The sequence below is a fragment of the Halomonas sp. A11-A genome, assembly GCF_003182195.1.
GTDB lineage: Bacteria > Pseudomonadota > Gammaproteobacteria > Pseudomonadales > Halomonadaceae > Halomonas > Halomonas alkalicola.
This window is the reverse complement of the sequence record NZ_QGTM01000008.1, coordinates 60,382-85,816: the sequence shown is the minus strand read 5'-3', so window position 1 is coordinate 85,816 and position 25,435 is coordinate 60,382. Positions and strand designations below refer to the sequence as shown.

General features: G+C 67.8%; 24 protein-coding genes. 13 read left to right on the top strand and 11 right to left on the bottom strand.

The window, feature by feature from the left end; translation table 11 throughout:
• Nucleotides 1-260: 260 nt before the first annotated feature.
• Nucleotides 261-1,646 (bottom strand): oxygen-independent coproporphyrinogen III oxidase, encoded by a 1,386-nt coding sequence (hemN, locus tag DER72_RS08075; RefSeq protein ID WP_110069485.1) that lies wholly within the window; start codon nucleotides 1,644-1,646, stop codon nucleotides 261-263.
• A gap of 273 nt (nucleotides 1,647-1,919) precedes the next feature.
• On the opposite strand from hemN, the gene DER72_RS08070 reads away from it, so the two are divergent.
• From DER72_RS08070 to DER72_RS08020, 11 genes are all read left to right on the top strand, one after another.
• The gene (locus DER72_RS08070) at nucleotides 1,920-2,333 is read left to right on the top strand and encodes a YbaN family protein (protein WP_110069484.1); all 414 of its coding nucleotides are present in this window, start codon (nucleotides 1,920-1,922) and stop codon (nucleotides 2,331-2,333) included.
• Between the two features lie 57 nt (nucleotides 2,334-2,390).
• Complete coding sequence (locus tag DER72_RS08065) at nucleotides 2,391-2,870, top strand: Rrf2 family transcriptional regulator (protein WP_110069483.1); 480 nt, start codon at nucleotides 2,391-2,393, stop codon at nucleotides 2,868-2,870.
• A gap of 172 nt (nucleotides 2,871-3,042) precedes the next feature.
• Nucleotides 3,043-3,354 (top strand): cytochrome c5 family protein, encoded by a 312-nt coding sequence (locus DER72_RS08060; protein ID WP_110069482.1) that lies wholly within the window; start codon nucleotides 3,043-3,045, stop codon nucleotides 3,352-3,354.
• A 284-nt stretch (nucleotides 3,355-3,638) separates the two neighbouring features.
• Nucleotides 3,639-5,783, top strand: coding sequence for a transcriptional regulator NosR (gene nosR, locus DER72_RS08055; protein WP_110069481.1), 2,145 nt, complete (start codon nucleotides 3,639-3,641; stop codon nucleotides 5,781-5,783).
• A gap of 3 nt (nucleotides 5,784-5,786) precedes the next feature.
• Nucleotides 5,787-7,682, top strand: a complete 1,896-nt coding sequence (gene nosZ, locus DER72_RS08050) for a TAT-dependent nitrous-oxide reductase (protein ID WP_110069480.1) — start codon at nucleotides 5,787-5,789, stop codon at nucleotides 7,680-7,682.
• 53 nt (nucleotides 7,683-7,735) lie between these two features.
• The gene (locus DER72_RS08045) at nucleotides 7,736-9,046 is read left to right on the top strand and encodes a nitrous oxide reductase family maturation protein NosD (RefSeq protein ID WP_258306243.1); all 1,311 of its coding nucleotides are present in this window, start codon (nucleotides 7,736-7,738) and stop codon (nucleotides 9,044-9,046) included.
• A complete protein-coding gene (locus DER72_RS08040; protein WP_110069479.1) occupies nucleotides 9,043-9,975 on the top strand; it encodes an ABC transporter ATP-binding protein in 933 nt (310 codons plus the stop codon). The genes DER72_RS08045 and DER72_RS08040 overlap by 4 nt, the downstream gene beginning before the upstream one ends.
• Nucleotides 9,972-10,796 carry an ABC transporter permease gene (locus tag DER72_RS08035; RefSeq protein WP_110069478.1) on the top strand — a complete coding sequence of 275 codons (825 nt, stop codon included), beginning with the start codon at nucleotides 9,972-9,974 and terminating at the stop codon, nucleotides 10,794-10,796. Before DER72_RS08040 ends, DER72_RS08035 begins: the two co-directional genes overlap by 4 nt.
• A 29-nt stretch (nucleotides 10,797-10,825) precedes the next feature.
• Entirely contained in the window at nucleotides 10,826-11,401 is a 576-nt protein-coding gene (locus DER72_RS08030) for a nitrous oxide reductase accessory protein NosL (RefSeq protein ID WP_110069477.1), read from the top strand.
• Nucleotides 11,402-11,425: 24 nt separating this feature from the next.
• Nucleotides 11,426-11,794 carry a c-type cytochrome gene (locus tag DER72_RS08025; RefSeq protein ID WP_110069476.1) on the top strand — a complete coding sequence of 123 codons (369 nt, stop codon included), beginning with the start codon at nucleotides 11,426-11,428 and terminating at the stop codon, nucleotides 11,792-11,794.
• 91 nt (nucleotides 11,795-11,885) lie between these two features.
• Entirely contained in the window at nucleotides 11,886-12,437 is a 552-nt protein-coding gene (locus DER72_RS08020) for a hypothetical protein (RefSeq protein ID WP_258306242.1), read from the top strand.
• Nucleotides 12,438-12,531: 94 nt separating this feature from the next.
• Here the strand turns inward: DER72_RS08020 and DER72_RS08015 are convergent, their stop codons facing one another.
• The 8 genes from DER72_RS08015 to DER72_RS07980 form a co-directional block, all read right to left on the bottom strand.
• Nucleotides 12,532-13,083: a hypothetical protein gene (locus tag DER72_RS08015; protein ID WP_110069475.1), complete on the bottom strand. Its 552-nt coding sequence runs from the start codon at nucleotides 13,081-13,083 to the stop codon at nucleotides 12,532-12,534.
• Between the two features lie 14 nt (nucleotides 13,084-13,097).
• Nucleotides 13,098-14,765, bottom strand: a complete 1,668-nt coding sequence (locus DER72_RS08010; protein WP_258306241.1) for a NapC/NirT family cytochrome c — start codon at nucleotides 14,763-14,765, stop codon at nucleotides 13,098-13,100.
• 175 nt (nucleotides 14,766-14,940) lie between these two features.
• Nucleotides 14,941-16,560 carry a cytochrome D1 domain-containing protein gene (locus DER72_RS08005; protein WP_181395625.1) on the bottom strand — a complete coding sequence of 540 codons (1,620 nt, stop codon included), beginning with the start codon at nucleotides 16,558-16,560 and terminating at the stop codon, nucleotides 14,941-14,943.
• A gap of 169 nt (nucleotides 16,561-16,729) precedes the next feature.
• Nucleotides 16,730-17,497, bottom strand: coding sequence for a Crp/Fnr family transcriptional regulator (locus DER72_RS08000; protein WP_110069474.1), 768 nt, complete (start codon nucleotides 17,495-17,497; stop codon nucleotides 16,730-16,732).
• A 26-nt stretch (nucleotides 17,498-17,523) separates the two neighbouring features.
• Entirely contained in the window at nucleotides 17,524-18,405 is an 882-nt protein-coding gene (gene ccmI, locus DER72_RS07995) for a c-type cytochrome biogenesis protein CcmI (protein ID WP_110069473.1), read from the bottom strand.
• Between the two features lie 18 nt (nucleotides 18,406-18,423).
• Nucleotides 18,424-18,897: a cytochrome c-type biogenesis protein gene (locus tag DER72_RS07990; protein ID WP_110069472.1), complete on the bottom strand. Its 474-nt coding sequence runs from the start codon at nucleotides 18,895-18,897 to the stop codon at nucleotides 18,424-18,426.
• On the bottom strand, nucleotides 18,894-19,484 hold the full coding sequence (locus DER72_RS07985; RefSeq protein WP_110069471.1) for a DsbE family thiol:disulfide interchange protein: 591 nt from the start codon (nucleotides 19,482-19,484) through the stop codon (nucleotides 18,894-18,896). The genes DER72_RS07990 and DER72_RS07985 overlap by 4 nt, the downstream gene beginning before the upstream one ends.
• On the bottom strand, nucleotides 19,481-21,475 hold the full coding sequence (locus DER72_RS07980; protein ID WP_110069470.1) for a heme lyase CcmF/NrfE family subunit: 1,995 nt from the start codon (nucleotides 21,473-21,475) through the stop codon (nucleotides 19,481-19,483). Before DER72_RS07980 ends, DER72_RS07985 begins: the two co-directional genes overlap by 4 nt.
• A gap of 308 nt (nucleotides 21,476-21,783) precedes the next feature.
• On the opposite strand from DER72_RS07980, the gene DER72_RS07975 reads away from it, so the two are divergent.
• Both DER72_RS07975 and DER72_RS07970 read left to right on the top strand, forming a co-directional pair.
• The gene (locus tag DER72_RS07975; RefSeq protein WP_375153269.1) at nucleotides 21,784-22,359 is read left to right on the top strand and encodes a peptidylprolyl isomerase; all 576 of its coding nucleotides are present in this window, start codon (nucleotides 21,784-21,786) and stop codon (nucleotides 22,357-22,359) included.
• 22 nt (nucleotides 22,360-22,381) lie between these two features.
• Nucleotides 22,382-22,750 (top strand): DUF6164 family protein, encoded by a 369-nt coding sequence (locus tag DER72_RS07970; protein WP_110069468.1) that lies wholly within the window; start codon nucleotides 22,382-22,384, stop codon nucleotides 22,748-22,750.
• 117 nt (nucleotides 22,751-22,867) lie between these two features.
• Here the strand turns inward: DER72_RS07970 and ahpF are convergent, their stop codons facing one another.
• Both ahpF and ahpC read right to left on the bottom strand, forming a co-directional pair.
• Nucleotides 22,868-24,424, bottom strand: a complete 1,557-nt coding sequence (gene ahpF / locus DER72_RS07965) for an alkyl hydroperoxide reductase subunit F (RefSeq protein WP_110069467.1) — start codon at nucleotides 24,422-24,424, stop codon at nucleotides 22,868-22,870.
• Between the two features lie 308 nt (nucleotides 24,425-24,732).
• The gene (ahpC, locus tag DER72_RS07960) at nucleotides 24,733-25,296 is read right to left on the bottom strand and encodes an alkyl hydroperoxide reductase subunit C (protein WP_110069466.1); all 564 of its coding nucleotides are present in this window, start codon (nucleotides 25,294-25,296) and stop codon (nucleotides 24,733-24,735) included.
• Between the last annotated feature and the right edge of the window lie 139 nt (nucleotides 25,297-25,435).

Here is a 25,435-nt window from a genome sequence, read left to right as displayed (position 1 = left end):
GATAACCACGCGGCCGAGGCCGCCGAACCGTTCATCCTAGGCCGGTGTTCCCCGGGCTGCACTGACATGCATCATGTCGCCGGACAGCCCTCGATCACCCGCGGCCCGCCTACCATATATAGACCATATCGCCTCGGCAAGCCCCATATCTGGTGCAGGAGAGGCGACATCATGACCCATTTTCATTTGACAGCGGGAGAGCCGCGGCGTGGCGCGGCCAGGGGCGGGAGACGGCGCGCCGGCCGGCTGCGCCGACTCGCTCAGACGGTGCGCGAGTAGCGGTTCTCTTCGGGCTTGAGATAGGCGTCGAAGGCCATGGCGGCATTGCGCATCATCAGCCGTCCGGCGGGCAGCACCTCGATCTCGCCCTCGCGGATCGCCAGCAGGCCGTCGTCGGCCATCTCCTGCAGCTGCGCCAGGGCGTCGGCGAAGTAGTCGCGGAAGACGATGCCGTGGGCGGCCTCGATGGTGGCGAAGTCGATGCGGTTGTGGCACATCAGGGCGTTGATCACGTCGCGGCGCAGGCGGTCATCGGCGTTGAGGCGGTAGCCGCGGAACACCGGCAGGCGCCCTTCCTCCAGGCGATGCTGATACTGGGCGGTCTCCTTGACGTTCTGGCTGTAGGTGTCGCCCACCTTGCCGATGGAGGTGATGCCCAGGGCGATCATGTCGCAGTCGGCATGGGTGGAGTAGCCCTGGAAGTTGCGCTGCAGGGTGCCGTTCTCGCGGGCCAGGGAGAGCTCGTCGTCGGGCAGGGCGAAGTGATCCATGCCGATATAGACGTAGCCGGCGGCGGTGAGGCGGCGGATGGTCAGCTCGAGCAGCTCCAGCTTGCGCTCCGGCGGCGGCATGTCCTCGGGGCGGATCAGGCGCTGGGCCTTGAACAGCTGGGGCAGGTGGGCATAGCTGTAGCTGGCGATGCGGTCCGGCTGCAGGGCGATGATCTTGGTCAGGGTGGCATCGAAGCTGGCCACGGTCTGGCGCGGCAGGCCGTAGATCAGGTCGACGCTCACCGACTGGAAGCCGGCGTCGCGGGCCGCCTGGACCAGTTCCACCACCTGCTCCTCGCTCTGCAGGCGGTTCACCGCCTCCTGGACGTCACGATCGAAGTCCTGCACCCCGAAGCTCAGCCGGTTGAAGCCCAGGTCGTGGAGCTCGTGGATCTGCTCGGGCGTCACGGTGCGCGGGTCCACCTCCAGGGAGAACTCGCGCTCGGCGGGCGGGGCGAAGTGGAAGGCCTCGTCCAGCGCCGCCATCAGCTCGCCGAGCTGGGCGTTGCTCAGGTAGGTCGGGGTGCCACCGCCCAGGTGCAGCTGGGTCATGCGCCGCGACTCGTCGAACAGCGCACCCTGCACGCGGATCTCCTGCTTGAGCCACTCGAGGTACTCGGCGGCCCGCTCGGTGTTGTGGGTGATGATCTTGTTGCAGGCGCAGTAGTAGCAGAGGCTCTTGCAGAACGGGATATGCACGTAGACCGACAGCGACTTGGGCGTCTCGGCCCGGTTGCTGCGCTCGGCGGCGGCGCGGTAGTCGTCCTCGGCGAAGGCCGCATGGAACTGGGGCGCCGTGGGGTAGGAGGTATAGCGCGGCCCCGGGCGGTCATACTTCTCCACCAGGGGGCGATCGAACAGCAGGTCGTCTTGCATCGTGAAACAGCCTCTTCAACCGGGGGCGGCACCGCGGCGCCGCCGTATGGGGCAGAGTATGCCATTCAGGGCCCGGCGCGTCGGTACCCTTCTCGAGGTAGCTGACCTGGATCAAGTACCCTCGCCTGGAGGTCGACGCGAGGCCGATCCCTCGGCAGGCAGGAACGGTGGAAACGGTTCCCCCGGGGCGACTCGAGGAAGGCTTTGCGCCACTCATTAACATGCATGTAAAATACTATTTATTGAGCATCGCCGCCACGGGGGAGGTTCTCCATGACACACCCGGTCTCGCGCCTCGCCTGGAGCGGGCTGGCCTATGGCTGCATCGGCCTGGGCACCGCCGGCCTGGTGGTGCCGCTGCTGCCCACCACGCCCTTCCTGCTGCTGGCGGCCTGGGCCGCCCCCAAGGGCTCGCCGAGGCTGGCCCGGTGGCTGCACGCCCATCCGCGCCTGGGGCCCACCCTGCACGCCTGGCGTGAGCAGCGCGCTGTGCCGCGCCGGGCCAAGCGGCTGGCGCTGGTTCTACTGCTGATCAGCTGGGGGGTGCTGTGGATCGGAGGTGCGGCCACGACCGTGCTGGTAACGACCGGGATGCTGTTCTGCGGCGTGGCAGGCTTCCTGCTGACGCGACCCGATGCCGCAGGCGATGACGCCTTAACGGCAGCGAGCAGAAAAATGATAGAATAGAATGCTCTTATCTAACCATGTTTGACTAATATCAAGCTGAGAGGTGGCAGCCCTCCTATGCACCTGACCCGCTTTACCGACTACTCCATTCGCGTGCTGATCTACCTGGCGGCGAAGGGAGAGGAGCGCTCCACGATCCATGAGATCGCCACCAGCTTCGATGTCTCCCGCAACCACCTGATGAAGGTGGTCCAGGACCTGAGCCACAAGGGCTACATCACCGCCATTCGCGGCAAGAACGGCGGCCTGCTGCTCAAGAAGGCCCCCGAGGAGATTCGCCTGGGCAGGCTGGTGCGCGATACCGAGAACGACCTGGAGCTGGTGGAGTGCTTCGGCGACAGCAACGAGTGCCGCATCACGCCGGCCTGCCAGCTCAAGCCGATCCTGGCCGAGGCGCTGCGCGCCTTTCTCGCCGTCCTCGACAAGTACACCCTGGCCGACATGCTGGGCCCCCAGCAGTCGCAGCTGGTCAAGCTGCTGAGGATCGAGCCGCTGACCGGCAGCAAGGCCGGCTCCGCCCCGCCGCCGGCCCCCTGACGGCCGCCGGCTTGCGCTGCCGGGCGGCGTCGGCGATGCTGGCTAGTGCGTTGTGCCATGACATGGGTCATGGCTACCCATGGGGCCCTGCGCCATCATGGGTCCAGACATCGGAGGCGTCGGCGCCATCCGATTTTTTCACCGCCTTAAGATGCATTCTGGAGACATGTTCATGAAGCGACTGGCTACCCTCACCCTGACCGGCGTCGCCGCCCTGGCCCTCTCGGCCGCCGTCCAGGCCGAGCCCGACGGCGAGGCCATCTACAACCAGGCCTGCATGGCCTGCCACATGACCGGTGCCGCCGGCGCCCCCATCAAGGGCGACGCGGCCGCCTGGGCCCCGCGCCTGGAGCAGGGCATGGAGACCCTCTACGACCACTCCATCAACGGCTTCCAGGCCATGCCGGCCCGCGGCGGCTTCACCAACCTCAGCGACGAGGAGGTGAAGGCCGCGGTGGACTTCATGCTCGAACCGGTGCTCTGAGCCCCCTTCTCCAGCGGCAAGAGCCCTGACCAACGCGAACACAGCGCCCCCGGCAGCCAGGCTGCCGGGGGCGCTTCGCATGGGGGCCCGCCTGGGCCGCTTCCCTACGGTCGGAATCGAACCTGACCCACGTCAAGTCACATGACCGCGCCAGCTGCCATGATGAGCCCATCAGCCCGACCACATCCCTGGTGTCGGGTTTTTCAAAGCAACAAAAGATGCATTTTTAATACCTGTTGATGATCTCGTCCCAGAACGAGCTCCCGGCTTCCAAGGACTGCCCCATGTCGAAACGGCGCTCCCCCCCTGCATCCCACACCCTTAGCTGGCTCCTCGGCCTGCTTCTGCTGCTGGGCTCCCTGTCGGCCCAGGCCATCGAGCTCGAGCAGGTCACTCCCGGCTTCCCGGACGCCACCCGCCTGTCCGAGGTCAAGGGGGAGCATCCCGCCAGGGCGGTCCATGCCGGCGACACCCTGCTGGGCTTCGTCTTCGAGACGGACGATATCGCACCGATCCCGGCCTATTCCGGCAAGCCGATCAACATGCTGGTAGGCATCGACCTGGAGGGCCGGCTCACCCAGGCCACCCTCCTCGGTCACGAGGAGCCGATCATGCTGGTGGGGATTCCCGAGCAGCGCCTCATCGACTACGCCGATGCCCACATCCCCCATCACGTCAGCGAGCGCCTGCGGGTCGGCGAGAACCTCGACGCCATCTCGGGCGCCACCGTCACCGTGATCGTGCTGACCGAGACGATCATGCGCGCCGCACGCCGGGTCGCCGCCGAGCAGGGCCTGATCGACGACCCCCTGGCGACTCCGCCAGCCAGGGTACGCCAGGAGGTGTTCGAGCCGGCCGACTGGGAGACCCTGGTGGGTGACGGCACCCTTCGCCGGCTTCACCTGACCCATGGCCAGGTCAACGAGGCCTTCGCCGGCACGCCCGCCGAGGCATACGCAAGCACTGCGGCGCCCGAGAGCACCTTCATCGATCTCTACCTGACCTACCTGAATGCCCCGACGGCCGGCCGCAACCTGCTCGGCGACGTGGTCTACGACCAGCTCATGGAACGCCTCGACGAGGGCGAGCACGCCATCGGCGTGATGGCCCGGGGCGACTACTCCTTCAAGGGCTCAGGCTATGTGCGCGGCGGCATCTTCGATCGCATCGAGGCGGGCCAGGGCAATACCGCCATCACCTTCCACGACAGCGACCACCGCCGCATCGTGCGACTCGGCATCGAGGGTGCCCCGACGCTGACCGAGCGCGATATCTTCATCATTCGCGAGGAGGCCCAGTTCGATCCCGGCGAGCCCTGGGAGCTAGGCCTGCTGGTACGCCGGGCCACCGGCGCCCTGGATACCGAGTTCGTCCGCTTCAATACCCACTACAGCATTCCGGAAGCCTATGTCGAACGCTTCGCACCGCCCGTCGAGGAGGCTCTGTGGGTACAGGTGTGGCGCGACCGCACCTTCCAGATCGTGATCCTTGGCCTCGGCCTGACCGTTCTCACCGCCATCATGCTGTTCCAGGACGTGCTGGCACGCCATCCGCGCATTCTCGAGCCGCTGCGCATCGGCTTCCTGGTCTATACCGTGACCTTCATCGGCTGGTACTCCCTGGCCCAGCTCTCGGTGGTCAATATCCTGACCTTCGTCCACTCGCTGATGGGCAGCTTCAGCTGGGAGTCGTTCCTGATCGACCCGATGATGTTCATCCTCTGGTCGTTCGTGGCGGTGACGCTGCTGCTGTGGGGGCGCGGCGTCTTCTGCGGCTGGCTGTGTCCCTTCGGCGCCATGCAGGACCTGATCAACAAGGCCGCCCGCAGGCTCAGGGTGCCCCAGTTCGAGGTCCCCTTCGCCCTGCACGAGCGGCTGTGGGCCATCAAGTACATCGTCCTGCTGGGCCTGTTCGCCGTCTCGCTGCACTCCCTGGGGCAGGCCGAGCGCTATGCCGAGGTGGAGCCCTTCAAGACCGCCGTCACCATGCGCTTCCAGCGCGAGTGGGCCTTCCTGCTCTATGCCCTGGGCCTGCTCGCCGTCTCCGCCTTCACCCACAAGGCCTACTGCCGCTATCTCTGCCCACTGGGGGCGGGGCTGGCGATTCCCGCCCGGCTGCGCCTGTTCGACTGGCTCAAGCGCCATCGCGGCAGCTGCGGCACCCCCTGCCAGATCTGCGCCAACGAGTGTGAAGTGGCCGCCATCCACCCCGATGGCCGCATCAATGCCAACGAATGCCACTACTGCCTGGACTGCCAGGTGACCTATCACGACGACCGCCACTGTCCGCCGATGGTCAAGCGCCGCAAGCGCTTCGAGAAGGCCACCAGGGCCTCGTCAAAGGCGGGTGGCGTCGACATCTTCCCGGCCGATGCTGCGCAGGGCAGCGGGGCCAAATTGCAGCGCATTCCCACTCTTCAGGAGGAGTGAACCATGAGCGACAAGAACGACCACATCAAGGACCTCGGCCGCCGGCACTTCCTGCGCAACAGCGCGATCACCGGCGTGGCCGGTGCCAGTCTCGCCGGGGGCTTCGGCGCCGGCGCCATGATGGGCAGCCGACCGGCCGAGGCGGCAGCCAACAACGAGCACCACGTCGGTCCGGGTGAGCTCGATGAGTACTACGGCTTCTGGAGCGGCGGCCATTCCGGTGAGGTGCGTATTCTCGGTATTCCCTCCATGCGGGAGCTGCTGCGTATCCCGGTCTTCAACGTCGACAGCGCCACCGGCTGGGGGATCACCAACGAGTCCAAGCGTGTGCTGGGCGAGAATGCCCCGCGCAACGGCGATACCCACCACCCCAAGGTGAGCTACACCGACGCCCGCTACGATGGCCGCTACTGCTTCATCAACGACAAGCTGAACACCCGGGTGGCGCGGATCCGCCTCGACATCATGCGCGCCGACAAGATCGTCACCATTCCCAACGTTCAGTCCATCCACGGCCTGACCCTGCAGCGGGTGCCCAGGACTGAGCGGGTCTACGCCGCCGGCGAGATGATCATCCCGCTGGGCAACAACGTTCAGCACATGGACGATCCGTCCGAATACTGGACCATGATGACCTGTCTCGACGCCGACACCATGGAGATCAAGTGGCAGGCCATCGTCGACGGCAACCTCGACAACTGCGACACCGACTACTCAGAGAAGTACGTGGCCGCCTCCTGCTACAACTCCAGCCGCGGCATGACCCTGCCGGAGATGATGGGCCCGGAGCGCGACTGGACGGTGATCTTCAACGTGCCGGCCATCGAGCAAGCGATCGCCAACGGCGAGTCCACCACCGTCGGCGACTCCGCCGTCCCGGTGGTCGATGCCCGCGAGCAGGCACACAGCGGCCGCAACCCCTTCGCCCTCTATGTACCGACCCCGCGCAGCCCACACGGCGTCAACACCATGCCTCCGGAAGGCAAGTACTGCGTGGTCAGCGGCAAGCTGTCGCCGACCTGCACCGTGATCGAGTGGTCACGGGTCGACGCCTGGTTCGATGGCAGCCTGGACGATCCGCGTGACACCGTGGTGGCCGAGCCGGAAGTGGGCCTGGGTCCGCTGCACACCACCTTCGACAACCGCGGCAACGCCTACACCTCGCTGTTCCTCGACAGCCAGGTGGTGAAGTGGAACGTGGAGGATGCCATCCGCGCCTATAACGGCGACGAGGTCAACTACATCCGTGACCGTATCGATGTGCACTACAACATTGGCCACATCAAGGCCTCGCTGGCCTGCAGCCGCGACGTCGACGGCAAGTACCTGGCCGCGCTGAGCAAGTTCTCCAAGGACCGCTTCCTGCCGGTAGGCCCGATGCACGCCGAGAACGACCAGCTGATCGACATCTCCGGCCAGCAGATGACGCTGATCCACGACGGTCCGACCTATGCCGAGCCCCACGACGCCCTGATGATCCGCGCCGATCAGCTCAATCCGTCGCAGACCTACACCAGGGACGACCCCTACTTCGCCGAGACCGTGGCCATGGCCCGCGCCGATGGCGTCGATCTGGAGACCGCCAACACGGTGATTCGCGACGGCAACAAGGTGCGGGTCTACATGACCTCGGTGGCCCCCAACTTCGGCCTCACCGAGTTCCGGGTCAAGCAGGGCGACGAGGTCACGGTGGTGGTCACCAACCTCGACAACATCGCCGACGTGAGCCACGGCTTCGCCATGGTCAACCACGGCATCAACTTCGAGATCCACCCGCAGCAGACCTCGTCGGCCACCTTCATCGCCGACAGGCCCGGCGTGCACTGGTACTACTGCAGCTGGTTCTGCCACGCCCTCCACATGGAGATGTCGGGGCGGATGCTGGTGGAGCCTGCGTAAACTCACGGCCGGCCCTTCGGGGCCGGCCTCTGCCACCACCAGAGGTGACCATCTTGCTGCGCATACTTCCTGCCTGGGTGGCTGGCTTCGCCCTGCTGGTGATGACGTCTCTCGCCTTCGGCGAGGTACGCATCGACCCTGGCGATGCCTCGCTCCAGTCCCAGATCGACGCCGCCGCGCCGGGGAGCACCGTGTGGCTGAACCCAGGCGTCCATCGCGGCGGCATCCTGATCGACAAGCCGCTTACCCTGCGCGGTGACGCCGGCGCCATCCTCGACGCCGAGGGCGAAGGCGACGTGATTCGCGTCACCGCCCCCGATGTGCGCATTGAGGGGCTGACCCTGCGCAACTCGGGTGTCAACCTGACCGACATGAACGCGGGCGTTCACGGCGAACGCGGCGCACATCGAATTCATATCCAGGACACCGCAATGGAGAACGTGGCCTTCGGTGTCTGGCTCTGGCACCTGGAAGCCCCGACCCTCGTCGGCAACCGTATCCGCGGCCGCAGCGAGATCCGCTCCCAGGACCGCGGCGATGCCATTCGCCTCTACAACATCGACGGCGGCCTGATTGCCGACAACGACATCCGCGACGCCCGCGATGCGATCTACGTGGATACCAGTCGAGACCTGGAGTTTCGCGGCAACCGCCTGCGCGACTCACGCTTCGGGATCCACTACATGTTCACCCATGGCGCAAGGATCATCGACAACCACACCAGCGGCACCCGGGCCGGCTACGCCCTGATGATGTCTCGCGACCTCGAGGTGCGCGGCAACCACTCCGAGAACGACCACAACTACGGCATCCTGATGAACTACGTGAACTACAGCGTGGTGGCCGGCAACGACATCCGCGGCATCACCGCCTGGCACGGCGCCGCCGGCGGTGACGAACACGGCGTCACCCTCGGGGCCGAAGGCAAGGCGCTGTTCATCTACAACTCCCAGGCCAACGAGATCCACCACAACCGCCTGGCAGACAGCGAACTCGGCATCCACCTCACCGCTGGCTCCGAGAACAACCGCCTCTATCACAACGCCTTCGTCAACAACCGCCAGCAGGTGATGTACGTCTCGACGCGCAGCCAGGAGTGGTCGGTGGACGGCCAAGGCAACTACTGGAGCGACTACCTGGGCTGGGACCTCGCCGGTGACGGCATCGGCGATACTGCCTATGAGCCCAACGACGCCATCGACCGGCTGCTGTGGCGTTACCCCGACGCCCGTCTGCTGATGAGCAGCCCCGCGGTGGTGGCCCTGCGCTGGGTCCAGCGCCAGTTCCCCATCTTCCGCGCCCAGGGCGTGCGCGACAGCGCGCCGCTGATGCGCGAGCCCGACACAGGAGGCCTGCTGCCATGAACCCGGTGATCGAATGCCACGGCCTGACCAAGCGCCACGGCACACTCACGCGCCTCGCCGAGCTCGACCTGCAGGTGCAGGAGGGCGAGGTGCTCGCCCTGCTCGGCCACAACGGCGCCGGCAAGACCACCACCATGAAGCTGATCCTGGGGCTGATCTCGCCCAGCGAGGGCACCCTGTCGGTGCTGGGTGGCGCCCCGGACGGCCCCCACGCGGAGACCCTGCGCCGGCGCCTGGGCTACCTGCCGGAGAACGTCAGCTTCTACGAACAGCTCACCGGCCGCGAGGTGCTGGCCTACTTCGCCCGCCTCAAGCGCATCGAGTCCCGCCAGGTAGGCGAGCTGCTCGAGCGGGTCGGCCTCGCCGAAGCGGCCGACCGGCGGGTCAAGACCTACTCCAAGGGCATGCGCCAGCGCCTCGGCCTGGCCCAGGCCCTGCTCGGCGAGCCGCAGCTGCTGCTGCTCGACGAGCCCACCACCGGGCTCGACCCCGCGGCCACCCGCGACTTCTACGAGACGGTGCGGGAGCTGCGCGAGCGTGGCTGCACGGTGCTGCTCTCTTCCCATGTGCTGCCCGGCGTGGAGCCCTATATCGACCGCGCCCTGATCCTCGGCGGTGGCCGGCGCCTGGCGCTGGGCAGCCTCGACGAGCTGCGGCGGGAAGCGGCACTGCCGCTGACGGTGCGCGCCCGCGGCAGCTGGCCCGGCACCGACTGGTCGCATGGCTGGGAAGCGGACCGCGTGACACCCCGCCACCTCAACGGCCATGCCCTCGAGCTCCAGGTCCACCCCGACGCCAAGATGGCGGTGCTCCGGCGCCTGGCCGACGCCCCGGGGGTCGAGGACATCGAGCTGCTGCCGCCGACCCTCGAGCACCTCTATGCGCATTTCTCCGCCCCACCCCCCCATGCCACCGGAGGCCCCCGATGAACGCGACCCTGACCGTGGCCCACAAGGAGTTCCGCGACGGCCTGCGCAATCGCTGGGTACTGGCCATCGCCCTGATCCTGGCCGCCCTCGCGGTGGGCATCGCCTGGTTCGGCGCCGCCGCCAGCGGCGGCATGGGCTTTACCACGCTGTCGACCACCGTGGTCAGCCTCTCGACCCTCGCCGTCTTCCTGATCCCGCTCATCGCCCTGCTGCTGGCCTATGACGCCATCGTCGGCGAACAGGAGGCCGGCACCCTGCTGCTGCTGCTGACCTATCCGCTGAGCCGCACTTCCCTGCTGCTCGGCAAGTTCCTCGGTCACGGCCTGATCCTGGGCGCCGCCACCGCGCTGGGCTTCGGGGTCGCCGGCGTGGTGATCGCGCTGTTCGCCGATGGCGTCGACCTCGTGCAGCTGACCATCAGCATGGGCGTGCTGATCGCCAGCAGCGTGCTGCTGGGCTGGGTATTCATCGCCTTCGCCTACCTGATCAGCGTCTGGGTAACCGAGAAAGCACGAGCCGCCGGGCTGGCCCTGGGCGTCTGGTTCCTGTTCGTGCTGGTCTTCGACCTGGGCCTGCTCGCCCTGCTGGTAAGCGTGCAGGGCGGCGGCGACTGGCTGCCCTGGCTGCTGCTGCTCAATCCCACCGATGGCTTCCGCCTGATCAACATGGTCGGCTTCGACTCCGCCCAGGCCTTCACCGGCGTGACCGCCATCGCCAGCGAGAGCGCCTTCCAGCGCGGCTGGCTGGCCCTGGTGCTGGTCGGCTGGACCCTGGTGCCGCTGGGACTTGCCATCCTGCGCTTCCGCCACCACTCGGCCTGACCCATCTCCCCCTTACCGGAACCCTTGCCATGACACCTGCTAGCCTCGCCGGATACACCCTGCCCCTGGCCCTGTCGCTGCTGCTGACCGCCTGCGGCGGCAGCGGCGATACCGAGCTGGCGGCTCCCCAGCCCATCACCGATGGCGACAGCTGCCACGTCTGCGGCATGCTGATCCAGGAGCTGCCGGGCCCCAAGGGACAGGCCTACCTGAATCGCGATGCGTCCGCCCGCAAGTTCTGCTCCACCACCGACCTCTTCGCCTTCCTGCTGCAGCCCGAGAACGAGACCCGCCTGAGCCATGCCTGGGTGCATGACGTGGGCGTGACACCCTGGACCACCCCGTCGGATGATGCCTTTATCCTGGCAAGCGAAGCCTACTATGTGGTGGAACACGAGCGCCGCGGCGCCATGGGCCACACCCTGGCGCCCTTCGCCGAGGCCCGCCTGGCCGAGGCCTTCCAGGAGACCTACGGCGGTCGCATCCTCACCTTCGAGGAGATCGACCTGGAGCTGCTGACCGAGCTGGGCCGCCGCGACGCCGTGATGCAGCCCGGCGGCCACCACGGCGAGACTGGGGCCGGAGGCCACATGCACGGGCACTGACCCCCACCACAGGAGGATCCCACCATGTCTGCGACCCCCGCCCCCCATCGCGTCGCCGTCATGTTCCTTGTCCTGATCGCCATCGCCCTCGCCGGCCACCCGGCGATCCTCCTGGCCGGAGGCAAGCCCGCCGACCCGGAGGCCGCCGCGGCGGATGGCGCTGCCAGCCGCGGCGCCGAACTGGCAGCGCTTTGCACCAGCTGCCACGGCCGCGATGGCCGCAGCAACATCTCCCGCTTTCCCAGCATCGCCGGCCTCGAGCCCGAGGTATTCACGGCCCGCATGCAGGCGCTCAAGGCCGGCGAGCGCGGCCACCTGCTGAAGCGCATGACCCGTGACCTGAGCGAACAGGATATCGCCGACCTGGCCGCCCACTTCGCCGAACGGAAGTGACGCGACCTCGGGCCCCGCGGCAGGGCGGATGTCGGTCGGCAGGCAATGGGCGGGGTGCTACCATCGGCAGCTGGTCCCCAGGAGTGCGTCCATGCCCAAGCTGCCCCTTCTCGCCCCCGCCACCCTGCTGGTCACCGGCCTCATGGCCCAGGGCGCCGCGGCCGCCATCTATAACACCGCCGATGCCGAGGCCCACCGCCACTGGCAATCGCTGATCCTGACGCTGGGCGAGGAGCGCCACTATCGCGCCCTGGAGGTCGGCAGCTACAGCGACTCCCTGTTCAGCGTCAACCTCACCCCCGGGGCCTGCGACAGGCCCTGGCTTGAGCTGCGCGTGGACCTGGGCGAGCGTCAGCCGGAGAGCCGGGTGGTCAACCGCGTGCCCGCCGACCTGCGGGTGGACCACGAGACGATCCACGGCGGCGAGGCGGAGTTCATCACCGAGCGCGGCGACAGCGGCTTCTACGTGCAGTTCCTGCTCGAGGAGCAGCCACTGCTGCTGGAGGAGATGCGCCGTGGCGAGACCCTGCGCCTGCGTCTGATGCGCGCCGAGGATGATCCCTGGTTCATGGTGTTCTCCCTGGAGGGCGCAGCCGAGGCCATGGAACGGACCCGGCAGCAGTGCCGAACGGATACCGATTGACGCGAGGATGACCTGACCCGCACCGCACACGGCCATCCACGCCAAGGGCCGCCCCGCAGGGCGGCCCAGGGTCGAACGGAATCACGGCCGGGGACTACTGGCGGCCGGAGAGCAGCCGGGTATCCAGATACTCCACGGTGAGGTACTCCTCGAAGGTCCAGAGACGCACGAAGCGGTTACGCTGCTGCTCGTCGCCGCCCCAGGCGGAGAAGCCCAGCGGGGTGGCCGGCATGCCCTCGGCCAGCTGCTCCAGCCACCACTCGGCCATCTCCTCCTCCCAGGGCTGGCCATACTCGGCCGTCAGCTGTTCCTTCACCGCGGCCTGGTCAGCCACCTCGGGATGGAAGGCCACCACCAGCGCCAGCCGGTCGCTGCCCGCCGGGAAGACATAGCGCAGGTCGGTCTCCACCGCCGGGGCGCCGCCCAGGCGCCCATCGATCAGCAGGTCGCCGTCGGCGGTCTGCTCCTCGGTCACCTCGGTGACACCGTCCGCGGCAAGGCGTTCGCGCACCTCGTCGGGGGACATTCCAAGCTCGACGCTGCCGTAGCCGGTGATGGCCGGGGCGGCCAGGGCCGCCCCGGCGACCAGCAGCAGGGCCGGCGCCAGGGCGCCGATCCAGCCGCGGAGTTGCTTCACTTGTGTCATGCCGTCTCCTTCTGTCAGCGCTCGATACGCGTGGCGTTGATCTCGACCATCTCCTCGTCCACCTCGTCGGCGCCGAACATCAGGCCGTGCTGCCAGGAGACGTGGTGGAAGCGGGATGAGGCATGGTCATCGTGGAGGGCGAAGTTGATGTTGTACTTGCCGTCAAGAGTCAGCGGCTTGTCACCCTGCTGACCGGTGCGCAGGGCGCGGGTCATGTAGGCAGTCCAGACGCCGTCTTCCTTGCTGGCGCTGAAGACCACCGCCTCGCTCTCGTCAAAGTGGCGCTGCTCGAGGATATAGCCGGACTCGGTGCGCTCGCTGCCGCTCTTGTAGCGCGCCATGTCCAGGTAGACCCCGCCGCTGAACAGCTCCTCGATCTCCTCGCTCTCCTTGAGCTTGTCCCAGCCGCCGCGAGCGGCGCCGCGACGACCGCGCACCTCGATCTCGGTCCGGCTCTCGGAGAGATACTTGGTCACGCCGTTCATCAGCGCCAGGCGCTCGCCGAGCTCGCTCTCCTCCAGGGCCTCCTGCTCCGGGGCGTCCGGCATGTAGGTGGAGTCATGGTGGCAGCTGGCCCAGCAGCCGCCGCGGTCGGCCATGTCGACGCGGTCGTCGGCGAAGCTGACGGTCAGCTTGATCTCGTTCTCCGGGTCCATCATGCCGCCATCGACGAAGGGCAGCGGCGCATGCGCGGCGTCCTCCCACTGGAAGCGCATGTAGAGGTAGTCGTCGTCGAAGGCGGTCTGTACGGCCATCGGAATATGGCCGCGCTTGTCGCCCAGGTCATAAGTCTCGATCTTCTCGGCGCTGGTGGCCAGGGCACCGATATCCGCTTCCTCGCCGGCGTGGCACCAGATGCAGCGGTCGCCGAAGCTGAAGGCGCGGCCGCCGCCGTGCTCGCTGCCATCCTGGATCCACTCGATGGAGGCCTGACCGGGCAGGAACAGAGTCACGTCCAGCGCCGGCACGTCGGACCAGTCCAGGGTCGCGGCGATGTCACCCTCGGCTGCCACGGCTTCACCCAGCTCTTCGGCTTCCAGCGGCATGGCCGGCTCGCCGCGCTCCGGCAGATCGGTGACGGGCTCGTCGTGCTCGAAGCGGTAGGCCCACACCGGCGACTCGTCCCAGTCTTCGGGAAGCTCATGGGCGATACCCTGGTGGCATTCGATGCAGGTCTGGCCCTGCTCGAAGGCGCGCGCATGCTCGCGGGCGGCGCGCGGCGCCTGCTGTTCGAGGTCCATGGCCGACCAGTCGTGGCAGTTGCGGCACTCACGCGAGTCGGTGCGCAGCATGGAGCGCCACACATTCTCGGCCAGCTGCAGCCGCTTGCCTTCGAACTTCTCCTTGGTATTGATGGTGCCCAGCATCCAGTGCCACACCTCGCGGCTGGCCTCGATCTTGCGGACCATCTTCGGCCCCCAGGCGTCGGGCACGTGGCAGTCCGCGCAGGTGGCCCCCACCCCGGTGGCGTTCTGGTGGTGAGGCCGCTCCTTGTACTCCTCGTAGACCCAGTTCATCTCGTGACAGGCCGTGCTGCAGAACTTCATGCTGTTGGTGGCCTCCATCACGGTGTTGAAGCCACCCCAGAAGATGATCCCGGCCACGAAGAAGAGCGCGGCGGCCCCCAGCGAGGCTCCCATGATCGTGATCTTGCGCCAGTTGCGCAGTCGCTCCCTCAGCATCGCTACTCTCCCCAAGTCTCATGCCCCTAGTCATGCGTGCCCCGCCCGGCCTCGCGGCCTCGGGGCCGCGAGGGTGTCCGGCCCCTTGCCCCGCCACTCCGGCAGCCCGTTGCCGGAACGGCAGAAACGGCGGGGAAAGGAGCCGGAGCGCCCGCGGGCGCTCCGGCGGGGCGGCCTAGCTGCGCTGCCACTTCGCCTTGCGGTTGTAGACGTTGAACTTGCCGGTCGGCGTGTTCAGGTTCTCGATGACTGCCTTGACCTCGAGGGTCGCGTCGTCGTAGACCACGATGGCGCCGTCATCCTGATGGCCGCGACCGCGGGCCCAGATGGAGACCCACACCTCGCTGCCGGACTGGTCGTACTCGAAGTGCAGGGCCACGGCGTCATGCTCGGCTGGACGATCGGCCACATGGATCGGAGTCAGCTCGCGGGTCTCCTTGTCCATGACCATGACCCACTGGTTGACATCGGCCTCCGGGTGCATCGACTGGTCGATCCAGACGTGGGGAGAGTCCGGGTGGCTACGCAGGAAGAGTCCCGGGCCGTCGGTCTCCACGGTGCCGCAGATCGCCCAGGCATGCTCCGGATGGTTCTCCGGGTCGGTGCCCCAGAAGGTCACCAGGCCCTCGCCCAGGTGGGTGGTGCCGGCCACCGGGCCGCACTCCGGATCGATCCAGTTGGCTCCCGGCCCCGGGTGCGGAATCTGCCCGGTATTGAGCAGGCCGACGAGCTTCCGCTCCACGGTGTCGACGAAGGCCATCTTGTTGCTGAAGTTGGCCGCGATCATGAAGTAGCGGCCGGTGGAATCGAAGAAGCCATCGTGGAGGTACTCCGCCGACTGGATGTGATCGATGCGCAGGTTGTCGATGTCGCTGTAGTCCACCTGCCAGATCTGCCCGGTCTCCTTGACGTTGACCAGGAAGGTGGGCGCATGGGGGGTGTCGTAGAGGGCCGCGACGCGGGCCTCGTGGACGTAATTGCCCTCGGTGTCGTAGCCCCGGGTGGAGACCACCTTGAGGGGTTCCATGGTCTCGGCGTCGGCGATCACGAAGTGCGGAGGCCAGTAGGCGCCGCCGATGACGTACTTGTCCTTCCACTCGCCGTACTTGGAAACCGCCACGTCGCGGGCATCGATGCCGATGAACACCTCGGCGGTCACCTGGGGCGGGTCCATCCACAGGTCGATCTTCGACAGGCGACCGTCACGGCCCTGGACGTACCAGAAGCGGCCGTCGGAGCTCGACTTGGCCACATGCACCGCATAGCCGGTCTCGGCCTCGGTGATGAGCTCCTTGGTGTCGCCATCGATGATCCCCATGGCGCCCCGGTCACGCAGGATGGTGACCATGAAGTTCTGCCAGTTGCGATCGTGCTGGGGGGCGTCCGGCCACTGATCCTGGGGCACCACGATGGTCCAGGTGTCGCGGATATCGGCCAGGGACATCTCCGGCGGCTCCTGGGGGGTCTGCTGGATGTACTTGGCGATCAGCTCGATCTCCTCCTCGTCGAGGATCCCGTCGAAGTTGTTCATCCCGCCTTCGGTGCCGTAGGCGATGATGCTCTCCAGGCGGCGCTGGCCCATGCCGATGGTCGTCTCGGGCAGCAGGTTGGGGCCGGTGGCGCCCTTGCGCAGGGTGCCGTGGCAGCCGGCACAGCGGGAGAAGTAGATATCCCCGGCGCGGTCCATCTCCTCGGCGGTCATCTCCGGTGCGTCAGCCTGCACGCCGCCCGCCAGCATGGCGGCCAGCGGGAAGCTGAGGGCGAAGATTCCCTTGCTCAGTGCTTTCTTGTGCATAACGTGCCTCGCTCTGTTTCCCCGTGGGGTAGGGTCTGGAGAGAGCCTCGCGTGGCCCGGGTCAGCGATCCAACTGCCCGGGGAGACACTCTCCACCTGCGTATAAGTAGTAGCAGCTTTACTTCTTTGCTCACTTGACAGTGGTCAAGTGGCACACCGCAGCGTTGACTTATGTCATGGGTCGCGGCGAAAGGACCCTGGAGGTCCCCGTGCCATTGAGGCCGGGGCAGGCCGACAGGGGGCGCGCCTCGCCGCCGCGGGCAAACAGGCGCAGCGCGGAAAGGTCCTCGAGATGCACACAGTTACGCTCGCAGCGCACGCCGAATGCTCGCAGGCGTGCCATGGCCCGGGAGAAGCTCTCCGGTTTCATGCCCAGGCGCCCGGCGATCAGCATCTTGTCGCAGGGCAGGCTGACGGTGGCACGGCGGGCATCGTTCGGACACAGCGAGAGCAGGAAGGCCGCCAGCCGCTGGTGGGTCGACTGGTTGGTGAGCTGGTCGAGCTGCAGCACCAGCGCCCGCAGCATGCCGGTCAGGTTGGCCAGCAGGTTGAGCGTCAGGCCGTGGTGCTCGTGCAGCGTCGCCAGGAAGGGCTCGGCCGGAAAGACCAGCAGTCGAGCGTCCTCGGCCACGCCGGCGTTCACCGGGAAGCCCTGGCGGTCGAACATCGCCGCCTCGGCGAAGGAGTCGCCGCGGGTGAAGAGCCCCACCATGCATTCGCTGCCATCGGGGCTGTCGCGGTAGAGCTTCACCCAGCCGTCGAGCACCACGAAGAAGCGATCGGCGGGCTCGCCCTGGGCGAACAGCCGGGTGCCGCGGGGGCAGCAGCGCTCATGGGCACCCCGCGCCAGCAGCGCCAGGGTCTCCTCGGTGAGGCCGGTGAACAGCGGCACCTGATGCAGGATGCGCAGGGTCTCCCGGGTGAAGCGGACTGTCATCTTGGCCTCCTTGACCCTTTCCCGGGCTAGCGCAGCGTCATTTCCGCCAGGTTGCCGCGGATCACCTCGGCCTCGGCCGACTCCGCGGGCAGCACCGCCAGCAGGCGCTCCCAGTAGGCGCGGGCCTCGTCGAAGGCCTCGTCCTGGTAGGCGCGGGTGCCGGCAAGCCACAGCCCCTGGGCGTGCTCGGGGTCGATGGCCAGCGCCTGCTCGATCAGCGCCGCCGGCTCACCCGCAAGCCCCCCCTCGAGCTCGGCCAGCACATCGGCGTAGCGCACCAGCACCTCGGGGTCACGGTCGCCACCGTGGCGCAGCGCCTCGCCGAAGGCGCGGCCGGCGGCCTCGAACTCGTCGAGGAAGGTCAGCGTCCGGCCCAGCAGCACCCAGCCCTGGAGGTCGGCCGGGTCCTGGGCCAGGCGCACCTGCAGCCCCTCCACCAGCCGGGTGAACTCGCGGGTCATCTCCTCGTCGCTGGGCTCGACCTGCTCGGGCGGCATCGTCACCTGGCCGGCCGGAGCGCGGGCGGCGAACACCTCCTCGCTGTAGCCCACCGAGAGGTAGGTGCCGATGGCCAGGAAGGGCAGCAGCGCCATGCTGGCCACGGCGGCGACCTGGGCCAGGCGGCGCTGGCCGCGGCCCTCACTGCCGGCGCCGGCATCGGCCTCCAGCACACCGCTGTCGAGCAGCTCGCGCTCCAGGTCGGCCAGGGCGCGGGCGTGGCGCTCGGCGGTCAGGGTGCCGGCCGCCAGGTCCTGGTCGAGCTCGGCGACGCGGTCGCGGTGCACCGCCAGCAGCACCTCGCGGCGATCGGGGCCGGCCGCGCGGGGTTCACGCAGCAGCGGTATCAGCACGAAGGCCAGGGCCAGCAGGCAGAGGCCCAGGGCCAGCAGCAGGAAGACGCCATTCATCTCGTCGTACCTCCGGGGTCAGTCGCCACGGCGCAGGCGCTCCAGCGCCGCACGCTCCTGGTCGGTGAAGTGGGGCTCGTCATCGGGCCGGGCGCGCCGGCGCATCACCTGCCACCAGACCAGCAGGCCGCCGCCGAAGAGCAGGAAGGGGCTGGCCCACAGCAGGGCAGTGTTGGCCTGCAGCGGCGGCCGGTAGCGGACGTAGTCGCCGTAGCGGGCCACCATGAAGTCGACGATGGCGTCGGCGGACATGCCGTCCCGGGTCATCTGGTAGACCCGCCGGCGCATGTCGGCGGCGAGCTCGGCGTTGGACTCGTGGATCGTCTCGCTCTGGCACACCGTGCAGCGCAGCTCCCGGGTCAGCGCTTCGTACTGCTGGCGCTGGGCCTCGCTGTCGAAGGCAAGCGGCTCGCCGATGGCCGTGGCCAGGGCGATGCCGGGCGAGAGCGCCAGCGCCAGCAGCATGAGCAGGCCTGCCAGCCAGCGGTTCATGACGCCCTCCCCGCCGACTCGGCGCCCAGTTTCTCCGTCGTCCGCTGTTCGGCTCTCAGCTTCTCGGCTCTCAGTTTTTCAATCAGGGGCAGCACCTCGTCGAGGAGCAGCTGGCGGCTGAGCGGGCCGATGCGCTTGTAGCGGATGATGCCCTCGGCATCGAGCACATAGGTCTCGGGGGTGGCGTAGACGCCCCAGTCGATGCCGGCATCCCCCGCGGGGTCATAGGCGATGGTGCGGTAGGGGCTGTCGGTCATCTCCAGGTAGCGCAGCGCGGCATCGCGCTCGTCCCGGTAGTTGAAGGCGTGGATGGGGATGCCGCCGCGGGCAAGCTCCATCAGCAGCGGCTTCTCAGCGCGGCAGGTGCTGCACCAGGTGGCCCAGACGTTGACCAGCGCCACCTCGCCGATGAAGTCCTGCTCCGTCAGCAGCACCTCGGGATCCTCCAGGGCCTCCAGGGTGAAGGCCGGCGCCGGCTTGCCCACCAGGGGCGAGGGCAGGTCCCGGGAGTTGAGCCCCAGGCCGAGCAGCAGCAGGCCGAGCAGCGCCATCACCGCTACCAGCGGAATCAGCAGCTTGAGCTTCATGAGGCGGTCACCTCCCGACCGACGCCCGGCGTGGCCGCTGGCTCGCGCTCGCGGCGCCGGGCCAGCCGATAGCGCTTGTCACAGGCCGCCAGCAGGCCGCCCAGGGAGAGCAGGATGGCACCGCTCCACATCCAGGCCATGTAGGGCTTGTAGTAGAGACGGAAGCTCCAGGCATCCCCCACCAGCCGCTCGCCCAGGGAGACATAGACGTCCCGGGTCGCCGCGCGATGCAGCGAGGCCTGGTGCATGGGGTTCTGGGGCTGGGTGTCGTAGTAGCGGCGCTGGGGCAGCAGGGTGGCCACCGGGCGGCCGTCGCGGGTCACCGCGACCACCGCCTGGTCGGCGTCGTAGTTGGGCCCGCGCACCTCCTCCATGCGCAGCAGGGTGAAGTCGAAGCCCGCCGCCGAGGTGGTCTGGCCGGGCTCCATGCGCACGTCGCGCTCCACCTCGTAGGTGTTGACCATGGCGATGGCGACCACCACCAGCGCCAGGCCCACGTGGGCCAGATGCATGCCCACGAAGCTCGGGCGCATGACCCGGCGCAGGCGCCTTGTCAGCGGCTGGCGGGAGCTGCCCAGGCGCTTGTGGATATCGAGCAGCGCGGTAAGGATGATCCAGCTGCCCAGCATCAGCGAGAGCGCGGTCAGCGGGCGCCAGGCGCCCATGGTCAGCGGCCAGAGGCCACCGGCCACGACGCTGGCCAGCAGCACCCAGCGCAGCTGGCGCACCACCTCGGCGGGGCTGGACTGCTTCCACATCACCGTAGGGCCGAGGCCCACCAGCAGCAGCAGCGGCAGCATCAGCGGCGCAAACACCGCATCGAAGTAGGGGGGGCCCACCGAGATCTTGCCCAGGCCGAAGGCGTCGAGCACCAGGGGGTAGAGGGTGCCGATAAAGACCGCTACGCAGGCCACGGTAAGCAGCACGTTGTTGGCCAGCAGCAGCGACTCCCTGGAGAACCAGTGGAAGCCGCCGCCGAGGCCGACCCGGGGCGCCCGCCAGGCGTAGAGGGTCAGCGAGCCCAGCAGGGTGGCCGCCAGCATGGCCAGCAGGAAGACGCCGCGATCCGGGTCGGTGGCGAAGGCGTGCACCGAGGTGATCACCCCGGAGCGCACGATGAAGGCCGCCAGCACCACCAGCGCGAAGGTGATGATGGCCAGCATCAGGGTCCACACCTTGAAGCCGCCGCGCTTCTCGGTCACCGCCAGGGAGTGGAGCAGCGCCGTGGCGGTGAGCCAGGGCAGGAAGGAGGCGTTCTCCACCGGATCCCAGAACCACCAGCCGCCCCAGCCCAGCTCGTAGTAGGCCCACCAGGAGCCCATGGCGATCCCCAGGGTGAGAAAGACCCAGGCGACGATGGTCCAGGGGCGCGACCAGCGCGCCCAGGCGGCGTCCAGCCGCCCCCCCATCAGCGCCGCCATGGCCAGGGCGAAGACCACCGCAGTGCCCACGTAGCCCATGTAGAGCAGCGGCGGGTGCAGGATCATGCCCGGGTCCTGAAGCAGCGGGTTCATGCCGCGGCCATCCAGGGGACCGGGCACGATGCGGTCGAAGGGATTGGAGGTGAAGACCGTGAAGGCGATGAAGGCCACCGAGATCATGCCCATCACCGCCAGCACCCGTGCCAGCATCTCGCGGGGCAGCGCGCGGCTGAAGCGCGCCACCGCCACGCCCCAGAGGCCGAGGATCAGCACCCACAGCAGCAGCGATCCCTCGTGGCCTCCCCACACCGCGGTGATCTTGTACATCAGCGGCTGGCTCAGCGCCGAGTGGCTGGCCACGTAGCGCACACTGAAGTCATTGGCCAGGAAGGCCCAGGTCAGCACGCCGTAGGCGATCGCCAGGAAGACGAACTGGCCGCTGGCCAGGAAGGCCCCCGTGCGCATCAGCCGCAGGCTGCCGGTCTGGGCACCCACCAGCGGCAGCACGCTCTGGATCAGCGCCAGGCAGAGCGCCAGGATCAGCGCAAAGTTACCGAGTTCCGCCACCATCTGCTGTTCCCTCCCGCCACCGCTGAGGCCCGGCCGACCGGGCTGGATTCACCGGGCCGGCGGCTGGCGCCGACCCCCATGCAGGGAATGGTCGGGGAATCCCCCCTTAAGATCCATACTCGATACCTCTTTTCGGGCGGGGCCGTGACCCATGTCAAACATTGCCGAACGCTGCCTCAACGCAGGTGAAAGACGGACGCTGACAGGGCCTCGGCGGGGCCTTATGCTGGGAACCCTGTTTTCCTGACCCTCGATTTTCACAACCCTCGATCTTCAACAACATGGTGACCCGCCCCGTGAAACGTCCGCTGATTCCCGCCCTGCTGCTCGCCGCCGCCCTGCCCCTCGGCCTCGCCGTCACCACGGCCCAGGCCGAACAGGCCGCACCCGATGTCATCCTGCACACCAGCCACGGTGCCATCGGCATCGCGCTGTTCCAGGCCGAGGCCCCGGAGAGCGTCAACAACTTCCTCACCTATGTGCAGGAGGGCCACTATGACGGCACCATCTTCCACCGGGTGATCGACGGCTTCATGATCCAGGGCGGCGGCTTCGACGAGGAGATGCGCCAGAAGGCGACCCGCGACCCGATCACCAACGAGGCCGACAACGGCCTGAAGAACCGCCGCGGCACCCTGGCCATGGCGCGCACCGGTGACCCCCACTCCGCCACCGCCCAGTTCTTCATCAACGTCGCCGACAACGGCTTCCTCGACCACGCCAGCCCGCAGTCGGGCCAGACCTGGGGCTATGCGGTATTCGGCCAGGTGGTGGAGGGCATGGAGGTGGTCGACGCCATCCGCCGCGTGCCCACCGGCAGCCGCGGCCCCTTCCAGGACGTGCCCCGCGAGCCCGTGGTGATCGAGCGCGCCGAGCTGCCCTGAGCCGGCCCGACAGGAGAGCATCGTGGCAAGACTGCTGTTCCGGCTGGGCAACGTGCCCGACGCCGAGGCCGAGGAGGTGCGGGCGCTGCTCGAGGCGCACGGCTTCGACACCTACGAGACCCGGGCCGGCTTCTGGGGCCTCGGCGTGGCGGCCATCTGGCTGCGCGACGAGGGCCAGTTCGAAGCGGCCCGGGAGGCCCTCGACGCCTACCAGCAGGGCCTCACCGAGCGGGTTCGCCAGGAGCGCGACGACCTGGCCGAGCGCGGCGAGGCGCCGACCCTGTGGACGCGCCTGCGCCATCACCCCATCCGCATGCTGCTGGTGGCCATGGCGGTGGCGGGGATCCTGGCCCTCACCCTGCTGCCCTTCCTCTGGCTGATCTCTCGCTGATCGGCCAACACCTGGCAACACGCCAAACCATGCAAACGACGACGCCCCCGCAGGCCAGGCCTGCGGGGGCGTCGCTGTGACGGGCGGGGGCCGGGAAGAAGAGCCCGGCCCCGCCGATCAGCTGCGGATCAGGTGGTCGAAGGCGCCCAGCGCCGCCTTGGACCCCTCGCCCATGGCGATGATGATCTGCTTGTAGGGCACGGTGGTCACGTCGCCGGCGGCGAAGATGCCGGGCACGCTGGTGGTGCCGTGGGCGTCGGTGATGATCTCGCCGCGCTCGGAGAGCTCCACCGGGGAACCCTTGAGCCACTCGGTGTTGGGCACCAGGCCGATCTGCACGAAGATGCCTTCCAGGTCGAGGCGCTTGATCTCGCCGCTGGCGCGCTCCTCATAGGTGAGGCCGTTGACGCGGGCACCGTCGCCGTTCACCTCGGTGGTGCGGGCGCCGAGGATGATGTCGACGTTGGGCAGGCTCTTGAGCTTCTTCTGGAGCACGGCATCGGCGCGCATCTCGTCCATGAACTCGATCAGGGTCACATGGCCGACGATGCCGGCCAGGTCGATGGCCGCCTCGACGCCGGAGTTACCGCCGCCGATCACCGCCACGCGCTTGCCCTTGAACAGCGGGCCGTCGCAGTGGGGGCAGTAGGCCACGCCCTTGTTGCGGTAGTCGGCCTCGCCGGGCACGTTCATCTCGCGCCAGCGGGCGCCGGTGGCCAGGATCAGGGTCTTGCTCTTGAGGCTCGCCCCGGACTCGAACTGCACCTCGTGCTCGCCGCCCGGCTGGGCCGCCGGCACCAGCTTGACTGCACGCTGCAGGTTCATGATGTCGACCTCATACTCCTTGACGTGCTCCTCCAGCGCCGCGGCCAGCTTGGGGCCCTCGGTGTGGGAGACGGAGATGAAGTTCTCGATGGCCATGGTGTCGAGCACCTGGCCGCCGAAGCGCTCGGCGGCAACGCCGGTGCGGATACCCTTGCGCGCGGCATAGACCGCCGCCGCGGCGCCGGCCGGGCCACCGCCCACCACCAGCACGTCGAAGGCGGCCTTGTCGTTGAGCTTGGCGGCCTCGCGCTTGGCGGCGCCGGTATCCACCTTGGCCAGGATCTGCTCCAGGCTCATGCGCCCCTGATCGAAGGGCTCGCCGTTGAGGTAGATGCTGGGCACCGACATCACCTGGCGCTGCTCCACCTCGTCCTGGAACAGGGCGCCGTCGATGGCCACGTGGCTGACGCCCGGGTTGAGCACCGCCATGAGGTTCAGCGCCTGGACCACGTCCGGGCAGTTCTGGCAGGAGAGCGAGTAGTAGGTCTCGAAGTGAAGCGGACCCTCGAGTCCCTTGATCTGCTCGATCACATCAAAGCTGACCTTGGGCGGATGGCCGCCCACCTGCAGCAGCGCCAGCACCAGGGAGGTGAACTCGTGGCCCATGGGGATGCCGGCGAAGACCACACCGGTCGCCTCCCCGCCACGGTTGAGCGCGAAGGAAGGACGGCGCGCGTCCTGGCCATCGAGCTCGAGGGAAATCTTGTCGCTCAGGCCGGCAATATCGGTCAGCAGACCGTGCAGCTCCTGAGACTTGGCGCCGTCATCGAGGGAAGCGACGATCTCGAACGGCTGGGTGACCTTCTCCAGATAGGCTTTGAGCTGGCTTTTCAGATTGTCGTCCAACATGACAGCGGTTTCCTTCATGTTCGCGAAACAGGGTCACAAGGGGGCCGTACGAGCGCCGCGGGGCGTCGCGAGGGCGATCTTGTGAGGGAGTAGGAACACCCGGGCAGGACTGCCCGGGTGGGGAGCAGCGAGGCCCGGGGCAGGGCCTTGGGACAACACCGCTCAGGAAACAGGGGATTCATGTCGCGAGCGAAGAGAGGTTGGCCACCGCCGGAGCACAGAAACCGGAGCCTATGCGTTACTAGGTGAGGATTTCGAGCACCGCCGGTGGTCAAGATATCGAGCGCAGCAATGAATCAGCGTTTCCTTTAGATCTTGCCGACCAGGTCCAGGGAAGGAGCCAGGGTCGCTTCGCCTTCCTTCCACTTGGCCGGGCAGACTTCGTTCGGGTTGTTGCGAACGTACTGGGCGGCCTTCAGCTTGCGCAGGCTCTCGGTGACGTCGCGGGCGATGGCGTTGTCGTGGACCTCCATGGTCTTGATCACGCCGTCCGGGTCGATCACGAAGGTGCCGCGCAGGGCCAGGCCGGCTTCTTCGATGTGCACACCGAAGGCGCGGGTCAGCTGGTGGGTCGGGTCGCCGACCAGCGGGAACTTGGCCTTGCCCACCGCCGGGGAGGTCTCGTGCCACACCTTGTGGGAGAAGTGGGTGTCGGTGGTGACGATGTAGACCTCGGCACCGGCCTTCTGGAACTCCTCGTAGTGGTCGGCAGCGTCCTCGACCTCGGTCGGGCAGTTGAAGGTGAAGGCGGCCGGCATGAAGATCACGACGGACCACTTGCCCTTCATGTTCTCTTCGGAGATCTCGACGAACTCACCGTTGTGGAAGGCGGTGGCATTGAACGGCTTGACTTCGGTGTTGATCAGGGACATTCGAGAATGATCCTTTCGACTTTGGTATGAGGGGTGATCGGAATACGGGAGAGATGGTAGCCCGCATCCGCCGATAGCGTAAATTGAATGGTGGCATCGAGCTGATAATTCAACCCTATGGGTGATGACACCCCGATGT

Bases quoted from the DNA above. Each gene is read 5' to 3' on its own strand.
- nosZ (WP_110069480.1), top strand. From the start codon at position 5,787: ATGAGCGACAAGAACGACCACATCAAGGACCTCGGCCGCCGGCACTTC.
- DER72_RS08015 (WP_110069475.1), bottom strand. From the start codon at position 13,083: ATGACACAAGTGAAGCAACTCCGCGGCTGGATCGGCGCCCTGGCGCCG.
- DER72_RS08030 (WP_110069477.1), top strand. From the start codon at position 10,826: ATGACACCTGCTAGCCTCGCCGGATACACCCTGCCCCTGGCCCTGTCG.
- nosR (WP_110069481.1), top strand. From the start codon at position 3,639: ATGTCGAAACGGCGCTCCCCCCCTGCATCCCACACCCTTAGCTGGCTC.
- DER72_RS08070 (WP_110069484.1), top strand. From the start codon at position 1,920: ATGACACACCCGGTCTCGCGCCTCGCCTGGAGCGGGCTGGCCTATGGC.
- DER72_RS08065 (WP_110069483.1), top strand. From the start codon at position 2,391: ATGCACCTGACCCGCTTTACCGACTACTCCATTCGCGTGCTGATCTAC.
- ccmI (WP_110069473.1), bottom strand. From the start codon at position 18,405: ATGAATGGCGTCTTCCTGCTGCTGGCCCTGGGCCTCTGCCTGCTGGCC.
- DER72_RS08025 (WP_110069476.1), top strand. From the start codon at position 11,426: ATGTCTGCGACCCCCGCCCCCCATCGCGTCGCCGTCATGTTCCTTGTC.
- DER72_RS07985 (WP_110069471.1), bottom strand. From the start codon at position 19,484: ATGAAGCTCAAGCTGCTGATTCCGCTGGTAGCGGTGATGGCGCTGCTC.
- DER72_RS08040 (WP_110069479.1), top strand. From the start codon at position 9,043: ATGAACCCGGTGATCGAATGCCACGGCCTGACCAAGCGCCACGGCACA.
- DER72_RS08035 (WP_110069478.1), top strand. From the start codon at position 9,972: ATGAACGCGACCCTGACCGTGGCCCACAAGGAGTTCCGCGACGGCCTG.
- DER72_RS07980 (WP_110069470.1), bottom strand. From the start codon at position 21,475: ATGGTGGCGGAACTCGGTAACTTTGCGCTGATCCTGGCGCTCTGCCTG.
- DER72_RS07990 (WP_110069472.1), bottom strand. From the start codon at position 18,897: ATGAACCGCTGGCTGGCAGGCCTGCTCATGCTGCTGGCGCTGGCGCTC.
- DER72_RS08060 (WP_110069482.1), top strand. From the start codon at position 3,043: ATGAAGCGACTGGCTACCCTCACCCTGACCGGCGTCGCCGCCCTGGCC.
- hemN (WP_110069485.1), bottom strand. From the start codon at position 1,646: ATGCAAGACGACCTGCTGTTCGATCGCCCCCTGGTGGAGAAGTATGAC.
- DER72_RS08010 (WP_258306241.1), bottom strand. From the start codon at position 14,765: ATGCTGAGGGAGCGACTGCGCAACTGGCGCAAGATCACGATCATGGGA.
- ahpF (WP_110069467.1), bottom strand. From the start codon at position 24,424: ATGTTGGACGACAATCTGAAAAGCCAGCTCAAAGCCTATCTGGAGAAG.
- DER72_RS08020 (WP_258306242.1), top strand. From the start codon at position 11,886: ATGCCCAAGCTGCCCCTTCTCGCCCCCGCCACCCTGCTGGTCACCGGC.
- ahpC (WP_110069466.1), bottom strand. From the start codon at position 25,296: ATGTCCCTGATCAACACCGAAGTCAAGCCGTTCAATGCCACCGCCTTC.
- DER72_RS08000 (WP_110069474.1), bottom strand. From the start codon at position 17,497: ATGACAGTCCGCTTCACCCGGGAGACCCTGCGCATCCTGCATCAGGTG.
- DER72_RS08005 (WP_181395625.1), bottom strand. From the start codon at position 16,560: ATGCACAAGAAAGCACTGAGCAAGGGAATCTTCGCCCTCAGCTTCCCG.